Origin of the sequence: Pseudomonas sp. Irchel s3b5 (assembly GCF_900187435.1) — a bacterium.
In the GTDB taxonomy this organism is placed as follows: Bacteria; Pseudomonadota; Gammaproteobacteria; order Pseudomonadales; family Pseudomonadaceae; genus Aquipseudomonas.
In genome coordinates, this window is sequence record NZ_FYDY01000032.1 from 13,565 (window position 1) to 39,652 (window position 26,088).

At 59.6% G+C, this 26,088-nt stretch carries 22 protein-coding genes; 9 read left to right on the forward strand and 13 right to left on the reverse strand.

The features are described from left to right. Positions 1-51: 51 nt before the first annotated feature. The 9 genes from CKW15_RS23995 to CKW15_RS24040 form a co-directional block, all read right to left on the reverse strand. Positions 52-537 (reverse strand): flavin reductase family protein, encoded by a 486-nt coding sequence (locus tag CKW15_RS23995; RefSeq protein WP_095152789.1) that lies wholly within the window; start codon positions 535-537, stop codon positions 52-54. Between the two features lie 12 nt (positions 538-549). Further along, positions 550-2,031 (reverse strand): aldehyde dehydrogenase, encoded by a 1,482-nt coding sequence (locus CKW15_RS24000; protein WP_095152790.1) that lies wholly within the window; start codon positions 2,029-2,031, stop codon positions 550-552. Beyond that, positions 2,028-2,861, reverse strand: coding sequence for an alpha/beta fold hydrolase (locus CKW15_RS24005; RefSeq protein ID WP_095152791.1), 834 nt, complete (start codon positions 2,859-2,861; stop codon positions 2,028-2,030). The genes CKW15_RS24000 and CKW15_RS24005 overlap by 4 nt, the downstream gene beginning before the upstream one ends. 43 nt (positions 2,862-2,904) lie before the next feature. Next, entirely contained in the window at positions 2,905-3,495 is a 591-nt protein-coding gene (locus CKW15_RS24010) for an amino acid synthesis family protein (protein ID WP_095152792.1), read from the reverse strand. Positions 3,496-4,475: 980 nt separating this feature from the next. After that, positions 4,476-5,753 (reverse strand): OprD family porin, encoded by a 1,278-nt coding sequence (locus tag CKW15_RS24020; RefSeq protein ID WP_256580274.1) that lies wholly within the window; start codon positions 5,751-5,753, stop codon positions 4,476-4,478. 37 nt (positions 5,754-5,790) lie between these two features. Further along, positions 5,791-7,125, reverse strand: coding sequence for an MFS transporter (locus tag CKW15_RS24025; protein ID WP_095055991.1), 1,335 nt, complete (start codon positions 7,123-7,125; stop codon positions 5,791-5,793). A 213-nt stretch (positions 7,126-7,338) separates the two neighbouring features. Next, entirely contained in the window at positions 7,339-8,538 is a 1,200-nt protein-coding gene (gene fdhA / locus CKW15_RS24030) for a formaldehyde dehydrogenase, glutathione-independent (RefSeq protein WP_095152794.1), read from the reverse strand. Between the two features lie 96 nt (positions 8,539-8,634). Then, complete coding sequence (locus CKW15_RS24035; protein ID WP_095152795.1) at positions 8,635-9,711, reverse strand: aromatic ring-hydroxylating dioxygenase subunit alpha; 1,077 nt, start codon at positions 9,709-9,711, stop codon at positions 8,635-8,637. A gap of 40 nt (positions 9,712-9,751) precedes the next feature. Further along, positions 9,752-10,705 carry a PDR/VanB family oxidoreductase gene (locus tag CKW15_RS24040; RefSeq protein WP_095152796.1) on the reverse strand — a complete coding sequence of 318 codons (954 nt, stop codon included), beginning with the start codon at positions 10,703-10,705 and terminating at the stop codon, positions 9,752-9,754. A 273-nt stretch (positions 10,706-10,978) separates the two neighbouring features. Between CKW15_RS24040 and CKW15_RS24045 the strand changes: the two genes are divergently transcribed. The 3 genes from CKW15_RS24045 (at position 10,979) to CKW15_RS24055 (ending at position 14,570) form a co-directional block, all read left to right on the forward strand. Next, positions 10,979-11,449 (forward strand): MarR family winged helix-turn-helix transcriptional regulator, encoded by a 471-nt coding sequence (locus tag CKW15_RS24045; protein ID WP_053160863.1) that lies wholly within the window; start codon positions 10,979-10,981, stop codon positions 11,447-11,449. Between the two features lie 197 nt (positions 11,450-11,646). Next, a complete protein-coding gene (locus tag CKW15_RS24050) occupies positions 11,647-13,569 on the forward strand; it encodes a methyl-accepting chemotaxis protein (RefSeq protein ID WP_256583275.1) in 1,923 nt (640 codons plus the stop codon). A gap of 65 nt (positions 13,570-13,634) precedes the next feature. Next, complete coding sequence (locus tag CKW15_RS24055) at positions 13,635-14,570, forward strand: LysR family transcriptional regulator (protein ID WP_095152798.1); 936 nt, start codon at positions 13,635-13,637, stop codon at positions 14,568-14,570. On the opposite strand, the gene CKW15_RS24060 is transcribed toward CKW15_RS24055, so the two are convergent. The 4 genes from CKW15_RS24060 to CKW15_RS24075 form a co-directional block, all read right to left on the reverse strand. Further along, positions 14,555-15,001 carry a heme-binding protein gene (locus CKW15_RS24060; protein WP_095055997.1) on the reverse strand — a complete coding sequence of 149 codons (447 nt, stop codon included), beginning with the start codon at positions 14,999-15,001 and terminating at the stop codon, positions 14,555-14,557. The two genes, CKW15_RS24055 and CKW15_RS24060, sit on opposite strands and share 16 nt — an antisense overlap. Before the next feature lie 11 nt (positions 15,002-15,012). Then, on the reverse strand, positions 15,013-16,362 hold the full coding sequence (locus CKW15_RS24065) for an amidohydrolase family protein (protein WP_095055998.1): 1,350 nt from the start codon (positions 16,360-16,362) through the stop codon (positions 15,013-15,015). A 294-nt stretch (positions 16,363-16,656) separates the two neighbouring features. Continuing rightward, positions 16,657-17,814, reverse strand: coding sequence for a S9 family peptidase (locus CKW15_RS24070; RefSeq protein ID WP_095152799.1), 1,158 nt, complete (start codon positions 17,812-17,814; stop codon positions 16,657-16,659). 59 nt (positions 17,815-17,873) lie between these two features. Next, complete coding sequence (locus tag CKW15_RS24075; RefSeq protein ID WP_095056000.1) at positions 17,874-18,836, reverse strand: LysR family transcriptional regulator; 963 nt, start codon at positions 18,834-18,836, stop codon at positions 17,874-17,876. 277 nt (positions 18,837-19,113) lie between these two features. Between CKW15_RS24075 and CKW15_RS24080 the strand changes: the two genes are divergently transcribed. From CKW15_RS24080 to CKW15_RS24105, 6 genes are all read left to right on the forward strand, one after another. After that, entirely contained in the window at positions 19,114-20,043 is a 930-nt protein-coding gene (locus tag CKW15_RS24080; protein ID WP_095056001.1) for a VOC family protein, read from the forward strand. Positions 20,044-20,150: 107 nt separating this feature from the next. Continuing rightward, positions 20,151-20,561, forward strand: coding sequence for a Rieske 2Fe-2S domain-containing protein (locus tag CKW15_RS24085; protein WP_095152809.1), 411 nt, complete (start codon positions 20,151-20,153; stop codon positions 20,559-20,561). An 87-nt stretch (positions 20,562-20,648) separates the two neighbouring features. Then, entirely contained in the window at positions 20,649-21,773 is a 1,125-nt protein-coding gene (locus tag CKW15_RS24090) for an FAD-dependent oxidoreductase (RefSeq protein ID WP_095152800.1), read from the forward strand. A gap of 56 nt (positions 21,774-21,829) precedes the next feature. After that, positions 21,830-23,527: a DUF1302 domain-containing protein gene (locus CKW15_RS24095; protein WP_095056003.1), complete on the forward strand. Its 1,698-nt coding sequence runs from the start codon at positions 21,830-21,832 to the stop codon at positions 23,525-23,527. 12 nt (positions 23,528-23,539) lie between these two features. Continuing rightward, positions 23,540-24,928 (forward strand): DUF1329 domain-containing protein, encoded by a 1,389-nt coding sequence (locus CKW15_RS24100; protein WP_095056004.1) that lies wholly within the window; start codon positions 23,540-23,542, stop codon positions 24,926-24,928. A 62-nt stretch (positions 24,929-24,990) separates the two neighbouring features. Beyond that, positions 24,991-26,085: a YCF48-related protein gene (locus tag CKW15_RS24105; protein ID WP_095152801.1), complete on the forward strand. Its 1,095-nt coding sequence runs from the start codon at positions 24,991-24,993 to the stop codon at positions 26,083-26,085. Positions 26,086-26,088 lie beyond the last annotated feature (3 nt).

Genomic DNA, 26,088 nt, shown 5'->3' on the forward strand with positions numbered 1-26,088 from the left:
TAAAAAAAGGGCCACACCGGGGGGTAATTAGATGCAGCCCAAAAACAGACGTCAGGCCAGGGCGGGCAGAGGGCCCAGCTTGCCTTTGTGGTAGATCATCGGTGTCACCGGTTGATCGGGCAGAATCAGGTTCTTCACCGCGCCGACGATAATCGCGTGATCACCGCCGTCGTATTCGCGCCACAGTTCGCACTCGATGATTGCCGTGGCTTTGCCCAGCAGCGGGTTGCCCAGAGCGCTAAGGTGCCATTCGATATCCTTGGCCTTGTCCTTGCCTTTACTGGCGAAGGCATAGGCTTCGGCGGTCTGGTCGGCGGACAGCAAGTGAATCGCAAACTGCTTGCTGTCGCGCAGGATCGGGTACGTGTCAGAGGCATAGTTGGGGCAAAACAGCACCAGTGCCGGATCAATCGACAGCGCACTGAAAGCGCTGGCGGTAATGCCGACAATGCCGCCGTCCGGGTCCAGGGTGGTGACCACCGTGACCCCGGATGGGAACGAGCTCATGACGTCTTTGTAAATGCCGGGTTCGATCATTTCGTCAATCTCCTAGCGCATCACGAAGGGGTCAGGCATCGGTGCCTGGGAGAGGTTGATCCACACCGTTTTCAGCTCGGTGTAGGCCAGCACCGAATCGATGCCGCTCTCGCGTCCATAGCCGCTGTTCTTGAAACCGCCGATCGGCGCCATGGCCGAGACAGCACGGTAGGTGTTGACCCAGATAATCCCCGAGCGAACGTCCCGGGCCAGGCGATGGGCTCGCCCCAGGTCGCGGGTCCAGATGCCGGCGGCGAGGCCGAACTGCGAGTCGTTGGCAATCGCCAAAGCTTCGGCTTCATCCTTGAAACGAATCACCGAGGCCACCGGACCGAACACTTCTTCCTGCATGATCTTCATCGAGTTGCGGTCGCATTCGAACAAGGTCGGCTCGTAGAACCAGCCATCGCCCAGATTCTGCGCACGCTTGCCGCCCAGGCGCAGGCGCGCCCCTTCGGCGATGGCATCGGCGACCAGGCCTTCGACCACGGCCAGTTGCTGCGCGGTGGCCATGGGGCCCATTTCGCTGCTGTCTTCCTGAGGGTTACCGATGCGGATGCGTTTGGCGCGTTCGACCAAACGATCGACAAACTCATCGTAGATTTCGTCCTGCACCAACAATCGCGAACCGGAGACGCAACTCTGACCGGAGGCCGCGTAGATCCCGGCAATCGCGCCGTTGATCGCGCTGTCGAGGTCGGCGTCGGCGAAGATAATGTTCGGCGATTTGCCGCCCAGTTCCAGCGACAGCTTGGCGAAGTTCTCGGCGCTGCTGCGCACCACATGCCGCGCCGTCGCAGCGCCACCGGTGAAGGCGATTTTGCGGATCAGCGGATGGCGGGTCAGGGCCGCGCCAGTGCTTGGGCCGTAGCCGGTGACTACGTTGACCACACCCGGCGGGATGCCGGCTTCCAGCGCCAGACGCGCCAGTTCGAGAATGGTTGCGGAGGCGTGCTCCGACGGTTTGATCACGATGGTGTTGCCCGCCGCCAGGGCCGGGGCGAGTTTGATCGCGGTCAGGTACAGCGGACTGTTCCAGGGAATGATCGCCGCGACCACGCCCATGGCTTCGTGCACGGTGTAGGCAAACAGGTCCGGCTTGTCGAGGGGCAGGGTGCCACCTTCGAGTTTGTCGGCCAGGCCCGCGGTGTAGTGGAAGAACTCCGGCAAGTAGCTGACCTGTCCGCGGGTTTCGCGGATCAGCTTGCCGTTGTCACGGCTTTCCAGCTGCGCCAGGTGTTCCTTGTTTTCGGCGATCAGATCGCCCAGGCGCCGCAGCAGTTTGCCGCGGGCGGTGGCGGTCAGGCCGCGCCAGGCCGAGCTGTCGAAGGCCGTCTGCGCCGCTAGTACGGCGCGCTCGACGTCGGCTTCGTCGGCATCGGGCAGTTCAGCCCAGGCTTGGGCCAGGGCCGGGTTCAGGCTTTCAAAGGTCTTGCCGGACAGGGCATCGACCCATTCACCGCCGATGCACATCTGGAAGCGTGCGAGTGTCATGCAACGATCCCCTTTATTTGGTTTTGTCGGGAGTGCGCGGTGTCGAGAAACCCCAGCAGCAGCTGGTTGACCAGGCGCGGTGATTCTACGGGCATCATATGCCGCTGCTCGGCGAGCACGGCAACTGTCGCGCCGGGAATGCGCGCGGCCAATTGCTCGGCCATTTCCGGTGTCGAACCCGGGTCCAGTTCACCGGTGGCGATCAGGGTCGGCACCTGAATGCTGGCCAGATCGTCAGCGCGGTACATGTCCTGGGTCGCGAACAGTTCGTAGGTGGTCAGGTAACCCTGTGGGTCATTGTCTGCCAGGGTTTGGCGCAAGGCCGCGATCTGCGCCGGGTTGGCCGCCTGATATTCGCGGCTGAACCAGCGCGACAGGGCGGCTTCGGCGTTGGCATCCGGTCCGTGCTCGGCCGCTTGAGCGGTGCGGGCGATGACGCCGGCACGCTGTTCGGGGCTGCGATTGAACACGCTGTTGAGCACCACCAGGCCTTGCAGGCGTTGCGGGTAATGCAAGGCAAAAGCTCGCGCCACCAGCCCACCCATGGAAAAACCGATCACTGTCGCCTGGGGCAATTGCAGGTGATCGAGCAGCTCCAGCAACTGGTCGGCATAGCCGAGCAGGGGGGTGCCGCTTTCCGGACGCGGGCTGGCGCCATGGCCCAGCATGTCGTAGGCAATCACGCGGTACTTCGTGGCCAGGCCAACGACCTGGCCGCCCCACATTTCTTTGTTCAGGCCCACGCCGTGGATCAAAACCACGGGCTGGCCTTGGCCGGTCGCCAGGTAACTGGTGCCAGCCGGGGTAAGTTCAGCGGTGAGCCGAATCATGGAGCGCTCCTGCATGCCTTTTTGTTGTTCTTACCGACCTTGATTACCGGGCGTTCTCGGCAGCCAGTTCTTCCAGGTCGATGTAACGGTTGCCGATGCGTGGGTGCAGGCGGCCGCCGTCGGCGCAACCCAGGACCACCACGACTTCGTCGGCCCGCGGTGCATCTTCGATCTGCATTTCCAGAGTGATGTAGTGCGAACGCAGGCCTTCGTCGTCCTTGTGCATCATCGGGATCTGGATCGAGGTGCCCGGGCCGCCGCGCTTGTTGGTGAAGCTCAGGTAGCTCTTGGCTTTCACCGCTTCACGGTAATGGTTGCCAAAGCGCAGGGTGTGGATCACGGCAGAGGCGTGTTCGATTTCACCGTCGGCGCCCACGACAGCGGCCTTGCCGTAAGCCTCGATCTTCTCGGCGCCGCCAATGATGCCAACCAGGCGCTCGACCATCAGCGCACCGAGATCGGAGCAGTTGGCACGAATTTCCGGTTTCAGGTCTTCGACAAAGCCGCGACCCAGCCAGGGGTTTTTCATCACGACGGCCAGGCCGACCATGGTCACTGGCTTATCGGTGGCCTTGCCGCCTTCGATAAAGGTTTCTTCGATATAGCTGACGATCTTGCGGATTTCGAAACTCATGAGCTGCTCCGTGTAGGGTGAGAGTGTCTGTGCGTCTGATGGTATACCATAATACCGGAAGCGCAAGTCCCTGAAATGAGTTTCTGGCCGGAAGGCGATAAAAGGAGGGCAGGTATTGCGCCGTTGCCCGGAGTACATCGCTGCATCAAGACTGGTTCTATCGATCGTGTAGCGGTCGATGGTTGATAGACGGTGAGGCGTACGACTACGGTACCTGTTGGGTCGAAAACCAGGATGTTCATTGCACCGGGATTTGTTGCTGTTCGGAATCACGCCTTGGGGAGGCTGTTATCGCGCTGCTGCTGTTGACGTCCTTGATTGGACATCGGTCAACCTGCACGTAGGATTCTGGACTGCGGCTTCTATCGAATTCGATGCTCGATGAGTTAGGTGACGTTCGAATCCGAAGACAAGTGCAGTTATGGCTCAGCTACCGAATCGTAAAAACTTGAGATTTGGAGGGGCCTTCATTTGTGATTAAACCAGTGAAGGTAGAAGGGGGCGTGAACCGGCACGTTTTCACGGCGGTTTGACGAGGAACGAAAAAACACCCGGGATATTTTCGTCTACGCGGTGCCCCACTGCGTTCCAGTCGTACCATTGGAAAAGCTCAATGAGGGTACACATAGAGGTAGAGGAATTTTTGAACTTAAAAACTGCCTTTATTTTCAACGACAAAGAGGAAGGTTCGATTCCGGCTTCGGGCACTATTAATCATTTTCAGGTGATTTCAGAATCATCCGAAAGCCAACAAAAAGCCCGCCTAGTGCGCCTAGTGCGGGCTTTTTATTGTCTGTGGTTGCCGAAACTGACCTAGGCAGCCAAAAGTTTGGGGGGGGGGGGGCAGATTTGGGGGCATGGCCGTTCGGTCATCTCGCTGTTAACCCGCTGCGCCATTCGCCTACTGGGCCCGCCAGCTAATCCGCTTCCTTGTTGATCAACTGGCGGCCTTGACCTCGAGTGTTAATGACTCTTATCAGTTACCAAAGCTGAATCGTGTAGTCGACATTAATCCGGGTTTCGTTGTCGCTCCTGAATGTCGAGGCTGCACTTTGCTCATTGCGATACAAGGCATGGCGCAGGCGCAAAGCGAGGCCTTTTGCCGGGCCTGACTGTATGACGTAGGCCAACTCCACGTCCTTCGACGACTCTGTCAGGTCAGTTCCCCCCAATTGGGGCAGGTCAATGTGGCTACCTCTCAAATAGCGAGCCATACCGGTCAGGCCCGGTAGCCCAACAGCGGCGAAGTTGTAGTCATAACGCGCTACCCAGGTCCGCTCCTTCGGGTTGACGAAGTCCGCACTCATGGTGCCGTCGCTGAGCACCGTTGGCTCCCCGCCAGCAATGTAGGCCATTGCTGTGTCGCCCGTCTGGTACATGTAGCCCATGCCCAAGGTGTGGGCCGCGATCTGGTAGCTGAACATGGCACCGGCGTTCAGGTTGTCGACCTTGCCGGCTTCTGCGCGACCGTTCTCCCGACTGTTGTAGATCCGCACGTCCGTTTTGAGTTTGCCTGGGCCGAGGGGGAACTGGTGGATGCCTCCCGCAAAGTCCTGGGTGTATATGTCCTTCAGCTCGGCGTGAAAATAGCGAAGGGTCAACGTGTCAGACCAGCGATAGTCACCGCCCATGAAGTCAAAACGCTCCGAGCTGGCGCCCCTTTTGAAGCGGCCATTGGGCGACGCCAGTGAGATTGGCTGATAGTCAGTGGAATCCCGCAGGTTCACTCGATCCATACGGCCGGTGTGCAGCGTGAGTTTGTCGATGTCTTCGGACATCGCATACGCACCACGAAAGGATTGCGGAACCAAACGTGCAGGGCTCGCGGTGATGACCGGCAGGGCAGGGAACTGCGTTCCAACGGATAGCCGGGTCTTTGAGATTTTCGCCTTCAGCGCCACACCCAGTTCAGAGTATTCGTCCTCAGCCTCACGGGTCATCGGGTCAAAAGGCAGGAGTTGTGTGCCGGTCCGATCGGGCGACGAGTCCAGTTTGAGTCCCAGCATCCCCGTGAGGTCCAGGCCGAATCCGACGGCCCCGTCGGTAAAACCGGAGTTGGCCTTGAGGATGAATCCCTGGGCCCACTCGCGAGCGGCCGAATAGGGGCTGTCGCCTTTGTAGTCCCGGTCCAGGTAGTAATTGCGCGTGGTCAGGGTCGCGCTGCTGTCATCCACGAACCCTGCGTAGGCAGTGGAAGAGGCGCAGGCTATCGCCATGCCCAGGCTGTAGCGCCAAGGGCATAAAGTGTTTTTTTGCATGTGATCGGTCCTGCTTTTATTGTTATGGACGGTCGAATCAGGCGTTGCTGACGGTGTTCAGCTGCAGCAGCCGTTGCGGCTTCAAAAGCCAGACGGCGCCAGCCGCAAGGACGAAGGACAGGGCAAACAGCAGGTAAAGATCGGCGGGCTGCCACTGCGCATCAATCAAACGGCCAGCCACCAATGGCGAGAGAATCGCACCGGCGCGACCGATGCCAATGCCCCAACCCAGGCCAGTGACGCGCTGGGTGGCGTTGTAAATGCTCGGGGTAAGCGCATAGAGCCCCGCGACGCAGCCGTTGACGAAAACTCCGATCATCAGCACCAGGGCGAAGGCCAGGTTCAGGTTGGCAGTGAATTGCACGAAGACGGCCAGCAGCACCGCATTGACCAGAAGGTAGGTCATGAGTACTCGGGACAGACGAAAACGTGCCGCCAGCAAGCCGATCAGTGAGGTGCCAAGAATGCCGCCGACGTTGAGTAGCACACCGCCCGTGATGCCTTGCGTATTCGACAGGCCGGCCGACACCAGCAGCCTTGGCGTCCAGCTCATGACGAAATAGAAACCGAACATCACCAGAAAGAAGGCGCTCCACACCAGCAAGGTTGAACGCAGCAGTGCTGGCGAGAAGAGCTCGGCGAAGGTGGCTCGTAGCGGTTTCCTGGATTCACGTAACGCCTCGGGCAACCGCTCGAGGGACGTGATCGCGACTCGTTGCAGCAGAACATTGATACGCTCCAGCGCGCGCCGGGGTTGGCGAGACAGTAGGAAAGCCAGGGACTCGGGCAACCAGAATGCAAGGATCGGCAGGATCAGCAGCGTCGTTATGCCACCGTAAAAGAACACCGAACGCCAACCCAGGGACGGAATGATTTGCGCCGCGATGAGGCCGCCGATGGTCGCGCCCAGTGCATAGGCCGTGGATTGCAGGCTAATGGCCAGACTGCGCCACTTCTTGTTGGCGTACTCCCCGGCAATGACGTAGCTGCTGGCCAGGATGCCACCGATGCCGAGTCCGGTTATCAGGCGCAGCACCGCGAGCATCTCGGGGGATGTCGCCTTCGATGACGCCAGCATGCCGAGCCCGGCGATGCCTACACACAGCAGAATCAGCGGACGTCGCCCGAAGCGATCGGCCCAAGGGGCAATGAACAACGAGCCGATAGCCATTCCGACAAGCCCTGCACTGAGCAGGTAGCCGAGGTGAATGCCGCTCAGGCCCCAATCGGCGGAAATGGACGCGGCGGTGAAAGCCATCACCAATACATCAAAGCCATCCAGCATGTTTATCAGAAAGCAGAGCGCAACCACGCCCCACTGGAAGCTGACCATGGGTTTTTCGTCCAGCTGTTGCCCAATCGACTGGCTCATGGCGTCAGGCTCCGAAGCTGTGGGTGGAAAAATGCTTTGAACGACGGGCAGCCGAAGCCGCCTCGCTATGCGGAGGTTGCAGTGTGTACATGTCGATACCTTCTTGTTTTTGTTGGTCCGTGGAGCATGCAAGGTGCCTGGGAGCCGGCGGCTCGACTCCGGGGCGGTACGGTGCTCAGGCTCGAGAAGCGCTGGGCGACGTTGATCTAAGGCTCAGGCCGCGCTGAAAGACTTGTGCAGGTCAATCACAAATTTCTTCGGCACACCGGCATCGAATTCGCCGTAACCTTCCGGCGCCTGATCCAGGCTGATGACTTGCACACCGACTACTTCAGCGATGTTGATGCGGTCCCACATGATTGCCTGCATCAACTGGCGGTTGTACTTCATCACGGGTGTCTGGCCGGTGTGGAAACTATGGGATTTGGCCCAACCCAAACCGAAGCGGATGCTCAGGCTGCCCATTTTCGCGGCGGCGTCTACGGCGCCCGGGTCTTCGGTGACGTAGAGGCCGGGGATACCTATCTTGCCGGCCACACGCACCACGCCCATCAGCGAGTTGAGAACGGTGGCCGGTGCTTCGTGTTTGACGCCGTCATGACCGTGGCCGCGGGCTTCGAAGCCGACGCAGTCCACCGCACAATCCACCTCCGGTTCGCCGAGCAGCGCGGCGATCTGTTCGTGCAGCGGCGCGTCTTTCGACAGGTCGACGATTTCAAAACCCTGGGCCTTGGCGTGGGCCAGGCGCACCGTGTTGACGTCGCCGATAATCACCACCGCCGCACCCAGCAAGCGAGCGGATGCAGCCGCCGCCAGACCGACCGGACCGGCACCGGCGATGTACACGGTGCTGCCCGGGCCAACACCTGCGGTTACAGCGCCGTGGTAACCGGTCGGCAGGATGTCAGAGAGGCAGGTCAGGTCGCGGATTTTTTCCATGGCCCGGTCGCGGTCCGGCAGTTTCAGCAGGTTGAAATCGGCGTAGGGCACCAGTACGTATTCGGCCTGGCCGCCGGTCCAGTCGCCCATGTCGACATAACCATAAGCACCGCCGGCGCGGGCCGGGTTGACGGTCAGGCAGACACCGGTGTGTTGCTCTTTGCAAGAGCGGCAGCGTCCGCATGCCACGTTGAATGGCACGGACACCAGGTCGCCGATTTTCAGGTGCTCGACGTCACTGCCTTTTTCGATCACTTCGCCGGTGATTTCGTGGCCCAGCACCAGGCCGGTTTGTGCCGTGGTCCGGCCGCGCACCATGTGCTGGTCGGAGCCGCAGATGTTGGTGGAAATCACCTTGAGAATGACCCCGTGCTCTATCTTGCGACCGCGCGGGTCCTGCATTTTTGGATAGTCGATTTTCTGTACTTCGACCTTGCCAGCGCCGAGATACACCACACCACGATTGCCAGACATGCTTTTTTCCTCGAGGAAGTTGTTGTTATGTTGCGCTGCAAAATGCTGCCTTCGGGGCAGCCAATGTCCTGGAACCTTGAGTTTGGTCTGAAGGACTCAAACGCTGGATTGGCGAAGCTGCTCGATGATTCGGCGGGCGCGATTGGCGCCGACATCGACGTGGATGTCGATCATCGGACGCTCGCCGAACCGGCACATGTTCTGGTACTGGGCTTCGATCACTTCCTTGTCTTCATCGAAGGTCAGGATGGTTTGCTCTACGACCTTGGCCTTGATGGTTTCTGGATCACTCGCCGGGTTGGTGGCAATGGTCCAGAAGTAGTGACTGGTGGTGTCGGTTTCCGGCGTTACCCCGTGGAACCCGCGCATGTGGAAGCCACCGCGATCAGGGTTATCCAGTGAATCGGTACCGGCATCCACCGCACCGGTCCAGATCCGCAGATGACTGACGTGAAATTCGATTTCCTGCCAGCGGTCCACGTTGCCTTTGAAGGGGTAGGCGGCGGTGTAGGTGGGCGGTGGAACAGAGTCCGGCATATGGCGCACGACCCGTACGACGTTGTCTTCACTTTCCACATTCATCTGCGCATTCATATGGATGCTGGCGTTGCCACCGATGGTGCGCAGGTGGACATACCCCAAATGACTCAAGTCCATGAGGTTGTCGTGGATTAATTGATAAGGCGCGTCGTAGTGGTAGACGTTGCCGTCGAACAGGTATTTGCCGCTGCTGTGAACGGAGTAAGTCGGCGGCTCACACATCGGCTCGGGTTGAGCCTGGCTACCAAACCATATCCAGACGATCTGGTCCTGCTCACGCACGTGATACGCAGGCACTTTGGCTTTGCTCGGGATCTTGTCCTGCCCCGGGATTTCGACGCATTTTCCATGGTCATCGAACAGCAGGCCGTGATAACCGCAACGAATGCCGGTCGCTTCCAGCGTTCCGTTCGACAGTGGCAATGCTCTGTGGCAGCAACGGTCTTCCAATGCCGCGACCTCGCCGTTGGCCTTGCGAAACAGCACGACAGGCTTGTTGAGTAATGTCCGGCCTACCGGTTTGTCTTTCAACTCCCAACCCAGGGCAGCGACGTACCATTGGTTGAGGGGAAAGCTGGGCAAGGCAGGCGTCGGGATTTCTTCGGCAAGCGTTTGGAGAGTGGAAGTGTTCATGGTGTTCTCCAGGAGGCACGGTTGATGTTGTTGTTTGAATTCACAGGTCGAGCACCAGGCGTGATGACCTGGCGCGAGAGCAGCAGGGGGTAAAGCGGTCGTTTGCGGCGTGTTCGGCCACTGTCAGGAACTTGTCCCGGTGTTCGGGTATGCCCTGCAGTACGCGAGTGACGCAGGTCCCGCAGACGCCTTGCTCGCAAGATGACTCGATCGCTATGCCGGCCTCGTCGAGCACTTCGAACACCGTACGTTCGGCAGGAATCTGAAAAACCTGGCCACTGCTTGCCAGTTCAACTTCGAACGATGCATTGGCGCTTTGATCGATAGGGTCGGCGGCGAAGAATTCTTTGTGTACCCGGTCTTGCGGCCACCCGGCGTTCTGCGCTGAAGCGAGGATGTAGTTCATGAAGCCGGCCGGCCCGCACACATACAGATGGGTGTCAGCGTGGAAGGGCGTGAGCAAGGCTGGCGCGTCCAGCTTCTGCATCTGGGGGCCGCTGTCGTCATGAAGCTTTATGCGGTCGGCGAAAGGGGTATCAGCAAGCATCGTGACGAACGCCGCGCGCTGGCTCGAACGGAAGCAGTAGTGCAATTCGAAATCGGCCCCTTGATGTGACAGCTCCCAGGCCATCGCCAGCATGGGCGTGATACCGATACCTCCACCAAACAGCAGGTGTCGCTTGGCTGAGTGATCAAGCGGGAAAAGATTGCGCGGAGCGCTGATGCTGAGTGTTTGCCCAGACTGAATCTGCTCGTGCATGGCTCTGGAGCCGCCCCGAGAGCTCGGGTCCTTGAGCACGCTGATCAGGTAGCGGTGGCGTTCCTTGGGGTCGTTGCACAAGGAGTATTGGCGGGTGAGGCCATCGGCAATGTGAATGTCGATATGGGCGCCGGCCTCGAACGCCGGCAGCGTGCTGCCATCGGCGGCACATAGTTCGAAACTGCAGATGCCTTCGGCTTCGTCTGCTTTGCGGGTGACGTTGACTTGAAGCATGACTTGTCCCTCCACACTGAAGTGGCTGCTGAAAAAAAAGCGTCGGTTAGAGCACTGGCCGGGGACGGATCAGCCGGGTGCTGGCACGAGAAAGACGAAGGCGATGAGATTGAAGGGGTTCATGACCAAAACCTGATAATTATTTTTATGAGGCAGGGCGGCGGCATATCATGCAGCGAATCGCCCGTGACGTTCGGTAGAGAAATCCTCCGATTATTTAGTTGCGGTGTCAACTAAAATTCCAAGGCCCCGCCGATCCAAGGTGTTCGCTCAATGTCTGCAGAATCCCAACTGAACCTCACGCGTTATGTCCCGGCACTGCTGAATTTCTTGTCCAACAAGCTCTCCTCAGGCGCATCGCAGTGCTATCGCAAGCATTTCGGTATCGGTGTCGTCGAATGGCGAATGCTTTCGATGCTTGCTGTGGAAAATGACATCACCGCCAACCGAATCTGCCAGACGATCGGCCTCGACAAGAGCGCGGTCAGCCGTTCATTGCAGTCGCTGGAAGGTGCCGGGCATATTTGCAGCCAGGTCGATTCAAAGGATGCGCGGCGCTATACCGTCAGCCTGACGGACAGCGGCAAAGCCCTGCATGAGCGAGTCCTGAAGGTTGCACTGGAACGTGAGCGGCGGCTGCTCAGCGAGCTATCTGCCTCGGAAGTGGACACCCTCGTCGAGTTGTTGGGCCGACTGCATTCCCAGGTCGCCAATGTGAACGAGTACGACCCCGAAGACGCTTGAATCTGGCTACCTGAAACTCGAGTGCCTTTCAGGTATCGCGATTGCCGATGGGTCGCATCCACACAAGCGATTGGTCAGCTTCGCTCTGTCACGTCAACCTGCCCCGATTAAAACAATAATGGGGTTCACTCGATGGCTGATCGCTCTATCGCCGCATACAGGCCGAGCAAGTGAGAGTCCATCGATTGGGTGCTTCGTTGAACCGCCTCAGTGTCGGCGGCAAGTTAACGCTCGGCTTCGGTCTGGTCCTGATCTGCACGATGGGCATGGCGCTCACCGCTTGGTATTCGGTGCGGGTAACGCAATCAAGCACCACACAGTTACGAGAGCTGGATCGCCAGAAAGCCAGTCTTGCCCAGGCGCGGCTTGCCGAGCGGGATTTTGGTTTGCTGCCGTCACGAGAATCGGCTGCGCAGGTCGAGGATTCTTTACGTCAACTACAAGTCGGGCCGTCGCTTGCTCTTTCGGGAGAGGGCTTCAGGCAGACGCTTGCCCAGTCATCCGACCGTTACCTGAAGGCATTTCAGGCCTATGCCGAAGCGCGCTACCAGGCGATTCGGGCGAGGCTGCGTATGCAAGTGCTGGCGGAAACGACAGGGCAGCGATTCAGCGAAGTATTCCTCGACCAATTAGACGATATCAACCTCAATCTTGAGCAACACCAGCTGCCCCAAGCGCAGTCAATGCAGCAGTTGGAAGAGGCGGTGGCATTGCGCGAGCGCTTGGCCAATCTGCGTGACAGCGAGCTGTATTTTTCCCTCGATCCGCAAAACCGATATCGGGACGACTGGGTCAACCGGGTCAATGAGCTTGCCAGCGCGCTAGGCAGTCTGAATTCGCAGCTCGATGGCGATCGTCGTCGTGCACTGGATGAGGCCAGCGCAGCGTTGGCCGAGTACCGCGAGGCATTTCTGGGTTTCGCCAGCAGCGGTGAGCAGGCCATGGCGCAACAAGTGAGCATGTCGGTGTCCGCTGAACAAGTGACGATGGTGCTGGAAAGCGAGCGGGCTCGGGCTGCACAGTCTTATGAATTACTCCAAAGACGTCTGGATCAGCAACTTGCAGTGATGGTGCTGCTTGCCGTGTTGCTCAGTGTCGGCGCGTGCCTTTTGATCCAGCGTTCAATTGTTTCGCCACTGAAAATGATGCTGGGACTGGCGCAACGGGTGGCTGCGGGAAATCTGAAGGATCGACCCGCGCTGCTTGATCGACAAGATGAGTTGGGCCAGCTCGGTAGTGCTATTGACCTGATGTTGCAGGCGCTGCGCCATCTTGTGGGGCGAATCGGCAGCGACGTGCAACAACTGGACGCTGCGGCCGTCTCGCTGGGTGCAGTGGTAGATCGCACCGGGCAGGGTGTGCGCGCACAGCGCGAGCAGACCGCCGAGGTGGTTGCGGCCATGCAGCATATGACCCAAGCGGCGGCACAGGTCAACCAGCAAGTCGCGGGAAGCCAGGCGAGCCTGGGCGATGCTTGCAAGCTGATTCATCATGGCGACGACCTGGTGCGACAGGCGAGTCAAAGCCTTCAGCAGCTATCGCGGGAAATGACCAGCAGCGTGGGTTCCATGCAACTGTTGCAAAGCGAAAGCCAGGCTATTAGCGGTGTGCTGGATGTGATCAGCGCACTCGCCGAACAGACCAATCTATTGGCCTTGAATGCCGCCATCGAAGCAGCGCGAGCCGGTGAGCAGGGTCGCGGTTTTGCTGTAGTGGCCGACGAGGTTCGGGTACTCGCCAGTCGAACGCGAGCATCGACTGGCGAGATCGACAGCATGATCCAACGCCTCTGGAAGGTCACCGGCGACACCGCAACCAGTCTTTTCGACAGTCAGCGACGGACTGCCGAAGGCGTTGAGCTGACAGTGCGCGCCAGTCAGGTCCTGGGTGCGACTACCGAGGCCATCTCGCGAGTTGAATGCAGCGGACAGAGAATTGCCCACGCCGCAGCATCGCAACATGACATAGCCTGCCGAGTCGATGCAGCGCTTGGGCAGGTGGACAGGGTAGTCGAGCAAAATGCCGAGGAGTGTGCTCGGCTGGAAACAGCTAATGGCGACTTGCAGCGCCTGAGCGTCAGCCTTGGTGAAGCGGTAGGGGCGTTTCACCGCGACACCTGAAGCACTCCCGCTGTGTGTGATCAGCGACGTAGTTCAAACACCTGAAAACTTAAACTGGATACGACATGCGTTATCGACGTCTTGACTTGAACCTGCTGGTCGCCTTGGACGCCTTGTTGAGCGAATGTAGCGTCAGCAGGGCCGCCGAGCGATTGTGCCTGGGGCAGTCGGCAACCAGTTCGGCGCTCGGACGTTTGCGTGAGCATTTCAATGATCCGTTGCTGGTCCAGATTGGACGGCGTCTGGAACCCACGGCGTTGGGTCTGGAACTGCTTCCCAAAGTGCGTGAAGCGTTGGCTCTGACCCGTGAGATTGTCGATGCACCGGTCAATTTTGAACCGACCAGTTGCACTCGGCACTTCACTTTGGTGGCTTCCGACTACGTAGCTGGCGTCCTGCTGCCAGCCGTCAGTCTTGAGTTGGCCCGAATCGCACCTGGTGTGCGCTTGAGTCTGCGGGACATGCCTGTGCCGCGTGACGGTGACGTGGTCAGCGAAGCGCTCGACTATCGCCGCAGCGATTGTGTGATTGTGCCGCAGCGGCGATTGAATCCGGCGTACCCCCATCTACCGCTGATGAACGACGAGCTTTGTTGCATCGTCTGCGCTCGGCAACCGCGGTTCGCCGAAGGCTTGAGCCTGGCCCACTATTGCGAGGCGGAGCACGTGGTTCGCGAGTTTGCCGATGGTCGAAATCTGGCGATGGATGCAGCGCACTTGCATGAGTCGGGCGTTCATCGCCGAGTGGCAGTGGCCCTGGAAAGCTTTATGTTAATGCCCGAATTCATTGTCGGTACTGCCCGGATCGCCACCGTGTTTCGCCGCCAGGCGCAGCGCTTCGCTCAACATTATCCGTTGCGTATTCACCCGGCACCGCTGGCATTTCCTGATGCCGTTCAGGTATTGCAATGGCACCCTTATCAAGATCATGACCCGGCGATGGTGTGGTTTCGCGGCCTGTTATCGCAGCAGGCCGCGTTGCTTGATCAGTGCTCTACCTGATCACCGGTATCCGCCACCAGCGCAGCCTGTTCAATAGCCTGTAAAGCGCAGCGCTCGTCGTTGTCCGAAGTGTCACCGCTGACGCCAATGGCACCCAGAATCAGTCCCTCGGCATTGCGAATCAACACGCCTCCGGCGACGGGAATCACCTCACCGCCGGTCAGGCTGTTGATAGCGTCGAAGAACGCCGGCATCGCTTGTGCGCGCCGGGCCAGTTCGCGCCCGCCAAAGCCCATTCCCAGGCAACCCCGTGCCTTGCCGGTGGCGATCTGTGGTCGAAGGAAACTGGCATGTTCATCACGCAAGACTGCCAGCGGATGACCCGCAGCATCCAGCACGGCCACCGCAAGGGGGTTGATGCCCGTTTCCCGAGCGATGCGGATGGCATGGCTGGCGATGTTGGTGGCGGTCATCAGGTCGAGTTGCTGCATGGCGTTGGTCCTCATTGTGCCCACTTGCCCAATTGGGTCACGCGGTCCCGGGTGTAAAGATCAGTCCATTTCAGCGAGTTGAAATCAGAGACCTGTTTGGGGTTGTAGGGGCTGCGCTCCATGCGCACGGACTGGCCAGCCTTGTACACGGCTTTAAGGCGAGAGCGGTCTTGCAGGATGCGGATGTCGTGCAACGGCGAACCGTCGAGCAACAGGAAGTCTGCTTGCTTGCCCACTTCGAGGGTGCCGATGGTCTCACCGCGTGGCATGCAGCGCGCACCGACGTTGGTGGCGGCATACAGCGCTTCTGCGGGGGTGAAGCCCAGCCGGGTGACCAACAGTTCCAGCTCACGAGCGTGCCACTCGCCATAGGGCGTTACCGCAAAACCGCTGTCGCTGCCACACGCGAACGGCACGCCAGCGGCCTTGGCACGTTTGAGCACCGCCGAACCGACTTCCAGGGTGCGGGCACAGTAACCGGCATAACCGGTGCTGATGGCTGGATCGTGGGGTTGGCAGAAGTCCACGGTGTTTTGCGGGAAGGTCATGGTCGGCGCGAGAATACTGCCGGCTTCGAGCAATGCCTCGATACAGTCGTCGTCCATGTAGAAGGCATGGAACACCAGATCGACACCGGCGCGTGCGGCGTACATCACAGCTTCTCGGCCATAGGCGTGGGTCGCCACTTTGCAGCCCAGGCGGTGAGCTTCTTCGACCATCTCATAGGTTTCTTCGGCGGTGAACGCGGCGATGATTTCGCCGTTCGGGCGGCGGTGGGTGCCGTCCATGGCGATCTTGATCAGGTCGACGCCATCCTTGGCCTGTTTGCGGATTTCAGCCAACGCTTCGCTGCGACTGGTGACCAGGCGCGCAGTGAAATACTCCGGAGCACCTACTCGACTCGGAAACCAGTCGTTGAGGCTCTGTCGATTGGTGATGACCCGGCTGCTGGCGGCGATACGCGGGCCTTCGAACAAACCGGCAGCGATTGCGTTGCGCACAGCGATGCTGAGTTGGCCGCTATCGCCCGGGCAGACCATGCTGGTCACACCGGCGGCCAGCACGTGTTGGGCGAAGAACATGCCGCGCAGCGCACGGAACTCGTCGCTGGTCCAGATATCAATGTCTTCTTCGCTCTGCGCGTTGCCGAAGGCCAAATGGGTGTGCACATCCACCAGGCCCGGCATGACAAAATTATCGCCGGCGTCCAGCAGGGTGTCGCCCGGTTGCGTCGGCGGCGCGAGGGCGGTCGGGCCGACGTACGACAGCAGGCCGTTTTCCACGATAAGGGTTTGCTGTTGACGGGTTTGCAGGCCGGTACCGTCGAACAGGGTCTGGCATTTCAGGTGTAGGGCGGGCATGGCGTTTCACTGTGTGGGTTGTTATGCAAAGCGAGGCTAGGGCAGGGCCATGCATGCCACCAGCAACTTGCATCAATGCTCGCGTATTGATGGCGTCAATAGCTGCTGTACCTCGAGCACCCAACTGAGCTCGTTCGGCGCTCAACAAAACGCCATCGCCGGCAAGCCAGCTCCTACAGGATCGTGGGGGAGTTCGGATTGTTTGGTACCACACAAATCGGTAGGAGCCGGCTTGCTGGCGATGGCGAATGTGACATCGCCATCGCTGGCAAGCGAGTTTGTGGAGGGCGCAGGTTACGCGGTGTGGCCGCCTAATGTTTCGGCAATCCAGTCGGCGATGTATTGGCCCGCGTTGATGCTGTTGTCGAAGCTGGAATGCTGCACGCCACCTTCGCGTTCGGTGAAGATTTTAAGCTCGCGTTTGGGGCTGTTGACCAGTTGCTCGTACGTGCGATGTGCCCACTTCAATGGAATCTGTGAGTCCTTTTCACCGTGGGTCACCAGGAATGGAACCTTGATCCGGTCCAGTACGCCATCCAGGTGCACGTTTTCGGAGATGGCCATGAACTCATCCATATCTTTCGCCCCCCACACCCAGCAAACGTGCGCCCAATAGTGCGGAACAGGGAAGCTGCCTTCTTTTTCCAGGCGACGTTTTTGCACATCGCGCCAGTCATGGTTGGCGCCCCACACCACACCGCACGCAAACCGGGGTTCGAACGCCACCGCACGCGGGCAGTAATAGCCGCCGAGCGAGACACCCTCCAGGCCAATACGTTTGGCATCCACGTCGCTACGGCTTTCCAGCCAGTCGACCACCCGACTGGCCCAATGCTCGCTGTCGAAACGGGCGACCAGATTGTGCAATCGCAGCGCTTCTCCTGTGCCGGGCTGATCGATGATCAACGATGAAATACCGCGCTTCGCCAGCCACGCTGGCAGCCCGACGCGATATTTCATTTCTTTGGTCGAATCCAGTCCATTGACCTGCACCAGGATCGGGGCCGGACCGGTCACGCCTTCGGCACGTACCAGCAAGCCGGAAATATGTTTGCCCTCGTAGGGGATTTCTACGCGCTCACAGTTCTCGCGAGACAGTTCGATACCGCGTTTGAACGTCTGCAGAAAACGCTGGTACAGCTCTGTCCGGCCCGGCGCGCCGTGGGCTTGCAAACGTTCGCAGGTCAGGTAGTAGGTGGCGGCGCGGTTGTATTTTTCACCAGCAGACAGCAGTCGGCCATTGCCTTCATCTTCTTCAGCAAGGCCGCAGAGTTTGTCGGCCATCTTTGCCCAGGTTTCGCGAAACGCCTTGGTTCCAGCGGCATCGGGTTGCTGGGCGGCTTCCTGTAGCGGTGCGCACATCTCTTCAATTTCGCCCATACGGGCGCCCATCTCGATGGCCAGGTCGACGGAGAGATTCCATACGTAATTGGTCGGGAAGTAACGGAACATGATTGTTGTTGTCCTTGTGGTTGCCTTGTCGTTCACAAGGCACGTTAAGGACGCCCCGGCTAATTAGCCAATCGTGACTCCGGATGGGAGGTATCGCGAGCGGCGATATGATCGTGTTCAAGATGCTGGATGAATGCGCTGATGCGTTCGCGCAGCCAGCGGTGCATGGGGTCACCGTCGACGCTGCGGTGCCAGAGCATGAACTCGCACATGACCGGAATCTTTACCGGTGGATTGAGGATGCGCAGCGGCAAATGCTCGGCGTACAACCGTGCCAGACGTTGGTGCATGGTGGCGATGCGCTGGGTACCGACGACCAGTTGCGGCAGGGTGTTGAAGTCGTTGGTGATGACTTCGATGCGGCGGTTGAAACCGTACTGGTTCATGAACCACTCTTCGATGCTCAAGTGCCGGCTGCGACCAAAACCGACAGAGACATGGCCCATGTCCATGTACTGCTCAAGGGTCAGGCTGTCGCCGACCTGGGTATTGCCCTGCCAGACGACGCAGACGTGCTCTTCTTCGAACAACAACTGGTGAGGGTGACCTTCGATGATGTAGCGCTCAGGCACGATCATCAGATCGACCTCGCCACGAATCAACAAATCAGCGGAACTGTCACCGGGGCCGATCATTTCGAAGGTGATGTTGGGCGCTTCCTGATGGATCTTCTGTATCACCTGGGCAAACAGCACGCTGATCAGGTAGTCCGAAGTCACCAGGCGGAAATGACGTTTGCTGGTCGTAGGGTCGAACACCGGCTTGGCAGTGATCGACGACTGGATCGTCAGCAGCACTTCACGGATGGGTTTGGCAAGCTCTTGCGCGTAAGGTGTTGGCTGCATTTTACGCCCCACCTGCACCAGCAATTCGTCTTCGAAATAGGTTCGCAGGCGTCCCAATACCCCACTGGTGGCGGACTGCGTCATGTGCAGGCGTTCGGCGGCACGGGTGATGTTCTGCTCTTCAAGCAATACATCGAGTGCGACCAACAGGTTCAGGTCCAGGTGGTTGAAACGCATCAGGCATATCCGCTGTTGTATTTATTTTCGCGATACATTCCGGTTAATTCATCGTCCCGTCAACCCCGTCCGTCTGCCGTTATCCCGCGCACTCAGGTATCGCGTTTGCCGATAGGTCGCATCCTCACTCGCGATTAGTCAACTGCCAAACCGCACGGCAATCTTCGCCGCAGTCGGCCTTGTTGCCGACACCACCACCGGATTCCATGCATCGCTGAGTGCGCTTGCGAGCCGCCAGTGCCTGCTTCCGGATACTAATTTCAATGGAGTGGTAGCGATGAACATCATTGGCCTTGATGCCCTGATCTTTGGCGTCGATGACATCCAAGCCTGTACCGATTGCCTGCGTGATTACGGCCTGGCGCCGGTTGACGTCGACAGCAGCGGCGGGCGTTTTGAAGCACTGGACGGTACGGCCGTGATCATTCGCCGTGCGGACGATCCGACGCTACCGATTGCCATCGGCCCGGCGCCGTCGATTCGCGAAACCGTTTACGGCGTTGCCAGCGTGGCTGACCTCGACGCCATCGAAGACGAGTTGGCGCGAGACCGTCAGGTCACCCGAGAAAACGGCGTGCTGCACAGCGTCGACGACATGGGGTTTGCCATCGCTTTCCAGGTCACCGTCCGCAAGTCCTACGTCGCGCCAGACGATTTGACCAACGCCGCCGGCCACGCGCCACAACGTCCGCTTAACCAACCGGGCATCACCCTCGAGATGAGCGCCACGCCGCGCACGCTGTCGCACGTGGTGTATTTCGTCCCGGATGCCGCCAAGGCCGAAGCCTTCTACGCCGAGCGCCTGGGTTTTCGAACCACCGACACTTTCATCGGGGCAGGGCCATTCATGCGTCCGGCGGGGTCCGATGACCACCATTGCCTGTTCATGATCCAGACTCCGCCGCACATGAAGGGCTGCGAACACTTCACTTTTCACATGGGCAGTGGCACTGAAGTGTTGTTGGCCGGTACACGCTTCGAACAAAAAGGCTGGACCAGTTTCTGGGGCCCTGGCCGTCATCTCTTTGGCTCCAACTGGTTCTGGTACTTCAACAGTCCGCTGGGCTGCCACATCGAATACGACGCCGACATGGACAAACACGATGACGCCTGGGAGGCGCGCCGCGCACCACTGTCGGCGGATAACTCGCAGTTGTTCCTGTTCACCTCGAAAGAAAAATGGGCGCCGGGCGGCCCGCCCCGGTAGGAACGAGCAAGCTCGCGATGGAGGCAAACGATGATGCGGGGAGCCTGATGCCCCGCGGTGCTCTCAGGTTTTTCGCGAGCAGGCTCGCTCCTACAAAGGTTTCTGTCATGGACCACAGCGATTTTTTCCTGTGCCGGATGGACGAATTGGCAGAAGGGCAGGCGCGCGGATTCGATCCATCGCAGTGCGGCAGGGACACAGTTTTTGCACTGGTGCACGAAGGGCAGGTGCGGATTTATCGCAACAGTTGCCCGCATCTGGATGTACGCCTGGAGTACCGCAAGGACCGGTTTTTGTCGGCTGACGGTCAGTTGATCGTCTGTTACGCCCACGGTGCGCAGTTCCTTCCGGACACCGGCGAATGTGTCTACGGCCCGTGTCTGGGCCAACGGCTGGACGCGCTGTCATGGCGTCTGGAGGAGGGCTGGGTGGTGTTGGAAATACCTGTAAAGACGGCGATATCAGAGTCGGATGAGGTATCGCGTTTGGCGATACATCGCATCCCTACTCGCGATTAGTCAAATCCCTGCTTTGACGAGAAGCTGGACCTAACGACGCAGTGCCCGGCGCTGCATCGAATCACAAGAATAAAAAGTGAGTACACCATGAGTGCAGTGAACAAAGTTCTGATCGTGGGCGGTGGTATTGGCGGCTTGTGTGCAGCCATCGCACTGCGGCGCAAGGGCATTGAAGTCGACCTGATCGAACTCAAGTCAGAATGGACCGTTTACGGTGTCGGGATCATCCAGCAAAGCAACGTCGTTCGCGAAATGGCCAAGTTGGGCGTGCTCGACGGTTATCTCGATGCGGCGTATGCCTTTGAAGACGTCGCCATCTATGGCCCGGCCGGTCAGCAATTGGCACGCATCCCGGGTCAGCGCCTGGCTGGGCCTGCCTACCCGGCGAACGTCGGTATCTCACGCCTGGCACTGCATAAAGTCCTCAGTGAAACGGCCCTGGAACTGGGCGCCAAAGTACGCCTTGGACTCAGCGTAGAAACCCTGAATGACCAGGATGACTGCGTCGACGTGTTGTTCACCGACGGCAGCCGCGGTAGTTATGACCTAGTGGTGGGGGCCGATGGTTTGTTCTCCAAAGTGCGCGATTTGCTGTTTGGTGACACGTACACGCCCAGGTTTACCGGCCAATCGGTATGGCGCTACAACTTTCCACGCGACCCGCAAATCGATCACCTCGCCAACTATCAGAGCGCTGACGGTAACGCCGGCCTGGTGCCGCTGGCCGGTGACTTGATGTACCTGTTCCTCACTTCTCACGAACCGTCCAATCCCTGGATGGACCCGCAGTCGCTGGCCGAGCAGATGCGTCAGCGCTTGCAAGGCTTTACCGGCCTCATCGGCCAGTTACGTGAACAAATCACCGACAGCAGCCAAGTGGTTTACAAGCCAATGGAAGTGGTTTTCGTCAATGAGCCTTGGTACCGCGGCCGCGTTTTGTTGATCGGCGACGCCGCCCATGCGACCACACCACACCTGGGTCAGGGGGCGGGCATGGCGATAGAAGATGCCATCGTGCTCAGTGAAGAACTGACTGGCGAGGGAAGCGTCGAGCAAATTCTCAAGCGCTTCATGGCGCGCCGTTTCGAACGCTGCAAGTTCATCAGCGAAAGCTCGGTGCTGGCGGGCGACAAGGAAATGCAACACGACCGCGAGTTCGACCGCATCGGCCTGGTCAAGCAAATGCTTGCGCGCACGGCTGAGCCGATCTGATTCGACAGGGCCGTCACCCACAGCAGTTACCACTATAAAAACAAGAGGTTAACGCGATGGTTAGCTCCATGACTGCGACGCTTGCGCGCCGCCCGGTCTGCATGTCTGCACCCTTTGGTTTCTCGTTGGCCGCAGCGTTGGTGCTGTGCAGCCAGGCTGCACACGCCTTTCAGGTGGATACCGGCAATCCGGATTTCAGCCTGCGTTGGGACAACACCGTCAAGTACAGCGCCGCATGGCGCGCCCAGGATCCCAGCAGCAAACTAAGTGAGGGGCGGGTTGCGCTCAATCAGGACGACGGCGATCGGGCGTTCAAAAAGGGCTTGATCTCTAACCGCACGGACATCCTTTCCGAGCTGGACATGTCGTTCAAAAACGTCGGCGCGCGCCTCAGTGGCGCCGCCTGGTACGACACTGAATATCAGCACGACAACGATAACGACGATCCGGCGCGTGCCAACGCCCGTTCCGTGGCCTACGACGAATTTACCGATGACACCCGTCATCTGCATGGCGGTGACGGTGAATTGCTCGATGCATTCGTGTACTGGAACGGCGAGCTGGCCGATCACGCCACGTCCGTGCGCGCCGGCCGCCACGGCTTGATCTGGGGCGAGAGCTTGTTCTTCGGGGCCAACGGCATTGCCGGTGGCATGGCGCCGGTCGACGTGGTGAAAGCGCAGTCCGTACCCAACACCCAGTTCAAGGAAATCACCCGGCCGGTCAATCAACTGTCGGGGACTTTCCAGCTGACCGATGACGTCTCGCTCGGCGCCTTTTACCAGCTGGAGTGGGAGGAGACGCGCCTGCCGGGTGCCGGCAGTTACTTCTCCACCAGCGACACCATTGGTGAAGGCAACGAACGCTTGATCGTGGGCGCGCCATTTCCCCCATTCCTCGGCGGTAATCCCGGCAGCCCGGCGGCGTTTTTCCACGGCAATGACAAGGAGGCGAAGAGTTCGGGGCAGGGCGGGCTGCAGTTGAAGTACAGCGCGGAAACCGTCGAGTACGGTCTCTACGCGATTCAGTACCACGACAAAACCCCCAAGCTTTACCTCAAGCCCAACAGCGGTGCACCGAATTTCAGCACGGGCCAGATCGGCGAGTACTACTGGGTTTACCCGGAAGACATTCGCGCTTTCGGCACCAGTTTTTCGACCACCGTCGATGAGTACAGCTTTGCCGGTGAAGCGTCGATGCGCTGGAACATGCCGCTGGTTTCCAACGGTCAAACCGTCTTGCCGGGCGTTGTCGCCGATAACGATGACGATGCCCTGTACGCCGTGGGTCGTACCGCTCACGTCAACCTCAACGTGTTGGCTTCGTTCGGCCCCAACTTCATTGCCAGGGAATCGGGACTGGTCGGTGAGATCGCCTGGAACCGACTGCTGAGCGTCACGAAAAACCGCGCTGCGCTTGACCCCAACGCCACTGATGACGGCCTCGGATTCAAGATGGTTTACACCCCGACCTACCGCCAGTTTTTCTCCGGCATCGATATCAGCATTCCAATCGGCGTCAGCTATTTCCCGTTGGGCAAGTCGGCCGTTGTCAGCTCCTTTGGCCCGGATAACGGCGGCGACATGAACATCGGCATCACCGCCACTTACCTGGATCGCGTCACCGCCGGCCTGACCTACACGCATTACTACGGCGCCGAGGACACCAACCTCAACGCGGCCAGCCAGTTCAATTACAAGCAATCGCTGAAAGACCGGGACTACCTGGCTTTCTCCGTCAAGACCACGTTTTAAGAGGACTTGCGCATGACCTACAACAAGAAATCCGGAGCCTTCAAGCTCAAAGCCCTTTGCCTGGCACTGCTCGGCAGCCTGGCCATTTGCAGCCAAGTGACACTGGCGGCGACGGCTGAAGACGCGGCCAAACTCTCGAAAAGCCTGACACCCTTCGGGGCCGAGCGCGCCGGTAACGCCGACGGCTCCATTCCCGCCTGGGACGGTGGTTACACCAAAGTCGATCCGTCGTTCAAGGAAGGCGGCAAGCGTACCGATCCGTTCGCGGCGGACAAACCGCTGTTCAGCATTACCTCGAAGAACCTTGCGCAATACGCCGGCAAACTCAGCGACGGCACCAAGGAAATGTTCAAGCGTTTCCCGGACACGTATCGCATCGACGTTTACCCGACACGCCGCACCGCTGCCGCGCCGCAGTGGGTGTATGACAACACCCTGAAAAATGCCACCCGCGCCAAGCTGGTGGATAGCAGCGCCGGCCCGGTACCCGAAGGCGCCTTTGGCGGCATCCCGTTTCCGATCCCGCAAAACGGCGCCGAAGCCATGTGGAACCACGTGTTGAATTGGCGCGGTACCTCGGTGTCGATGCATTTTCGTCACTACCTGATGACCGCCGACGGCAAGCAGGTCATGACCACTGACGGTAAGGCCATTCAGGAGATGCCGTATTACTACCAGGAAGGGACACCGGAGTCCTTTGCCGGTGACTACTGGATGTTCCGACTGCTCAACGTCGGTCCGCCATTGCGCGCCGGTGAACAGATCATGGGCCGTACCAACATCAACGGCGACCTGTCCCAGGCGCACGTTTACCTGACCGGCCAACGTCGCGTACGCAAGCTGCCGAATGCCTGCTGCGACACGCCGACGCCGGCGACTGCCGGGGTGATGTCGTTCGACGAGTTGAGCGTATTCCAGGGTCGCATGGACCGCTTCAACTGGAAGCTGGTGGGCAAGCAGGAGATGTACATCCCCTACAACACCAACAAAGTTCAGGCCGCTGCCAAACCTGAAGACCTGTTTCTCGCTCACCACATGAACCCGGATTACGTGCGCTGGGAATTGCACCGAGTGTGGGTTGTGGAAGCGGACCTGGCACCGGGCAAGCGCCATCAGTTGCCGAAGGGTCGTTATTACCTCGATGAGGACACCTGGCAAGCCATGCTCGGCGACCGTTGGGACGCCAATGGTCAACTGGCCAAGACCCTGTGGTCGTTGCCGGCAGTACTCCCGGACCTGCCTGCGCAAGCGCAATTGTCTTCGGGCTTTTACGACCTGACCTCCGGCGCCTGGTTTATCCAGAACGTCTACACCGGTCAGCCCGAGCAGTACGGCATCGTGGATCGCTACAAGGCCTCCGAGTTTTCGCCGGCGGCGATGGCGGGTGCCGGGGTTCGTTGAGACGGACCGGATCACGGTTTGCGAATCGTGATCCGGTTTCAAAAGGTTTGTCGAGGTCGGTAATGAACAGATTCTGTCAGGTGATGGGTCGGCTGATGTGCCTTATGGCGTTGCCGTTGTGCCACGCGCACGCCGCTACGGTGGGCGACGCACTCGAAACGCCGGCGATGCAGGCGCCGCAAGCGAAATCTGCGGTGCTGCTGGACCTGGAACGGGCGGGCGCACGGCTGGTGGCGGTGGGTGAGCGGGGCATTGTGTTGCTGTCCGATGACAACGGCGTCAGCTGGCGTCAAGCGGCGGTGCCGGTCTCGGTCAGCCTTACGGCGGTGCAGTTCGTCGACGCCCAGACGGGCTGGGCCGTCGGGCATGCGGGTGTTGTATTGGCATCGCGTGACGGAGGTGAGCACTGGGTGGTGCAACTGGATGGCCTGCGTGCCGCACAGCTTGAGTTGGCTGCCGCGCGCCAACAACTGCCTTTGGCCAACGACCAGGATGCCGCCGCCGCGCGTGTGCAAACGGCTGAAAGACTGGTGGGTGACGGGGCTGACAAACCGTTTCTGGCCGTGCAGTTCGTCGACGCCCGACACGGCCTGATTGTAGGGGCGTACGGCCTGGCCTTTCGCACCGACGATGGCGGCTCCACCTGGCAATCCATCGCGGGGCAAATCGATAACCCCACGGGCGCGCATTTGTCCGCGATCACTCAACAGGGTCAACACTGGTTCCTCGCCGGCGAGCAGGGCTACCTCGCGCGCTCCGACGATTCGGGCCAATCGTTCACGCAGTTGGAAAGCCCTTACATGGGGAGCTTTTTCACCCTGCAAATGCGCGACGACGGTGTGTTGCTGGTGGCCGGGTTGAAGGGCAATGCGTTTGCCTCCCGCGACCTGGGCCAGAGCTTCCAGCCTGCGCCGGTGTCGATGCCGGTGTCTTTCAGCGATGCCATCCGTACCGACGACGGCCAGTTGTTGCTGGTCAATCAGAGCGGCGCCTTGTTTCGCACCAACAGCCAGCCCGGCGCAACGCTCGTGCCCTATGGCAAACCGCTCGGCAAGCCCGTGTCCAGTGTTATCGAGGCCGCCGATGGCAGCCTGACGCTGGCGGGTTTCACTGGTTTGACGCGCCTATCGCCGTCAAACGCCAACGCTTCGGAGTGAGGT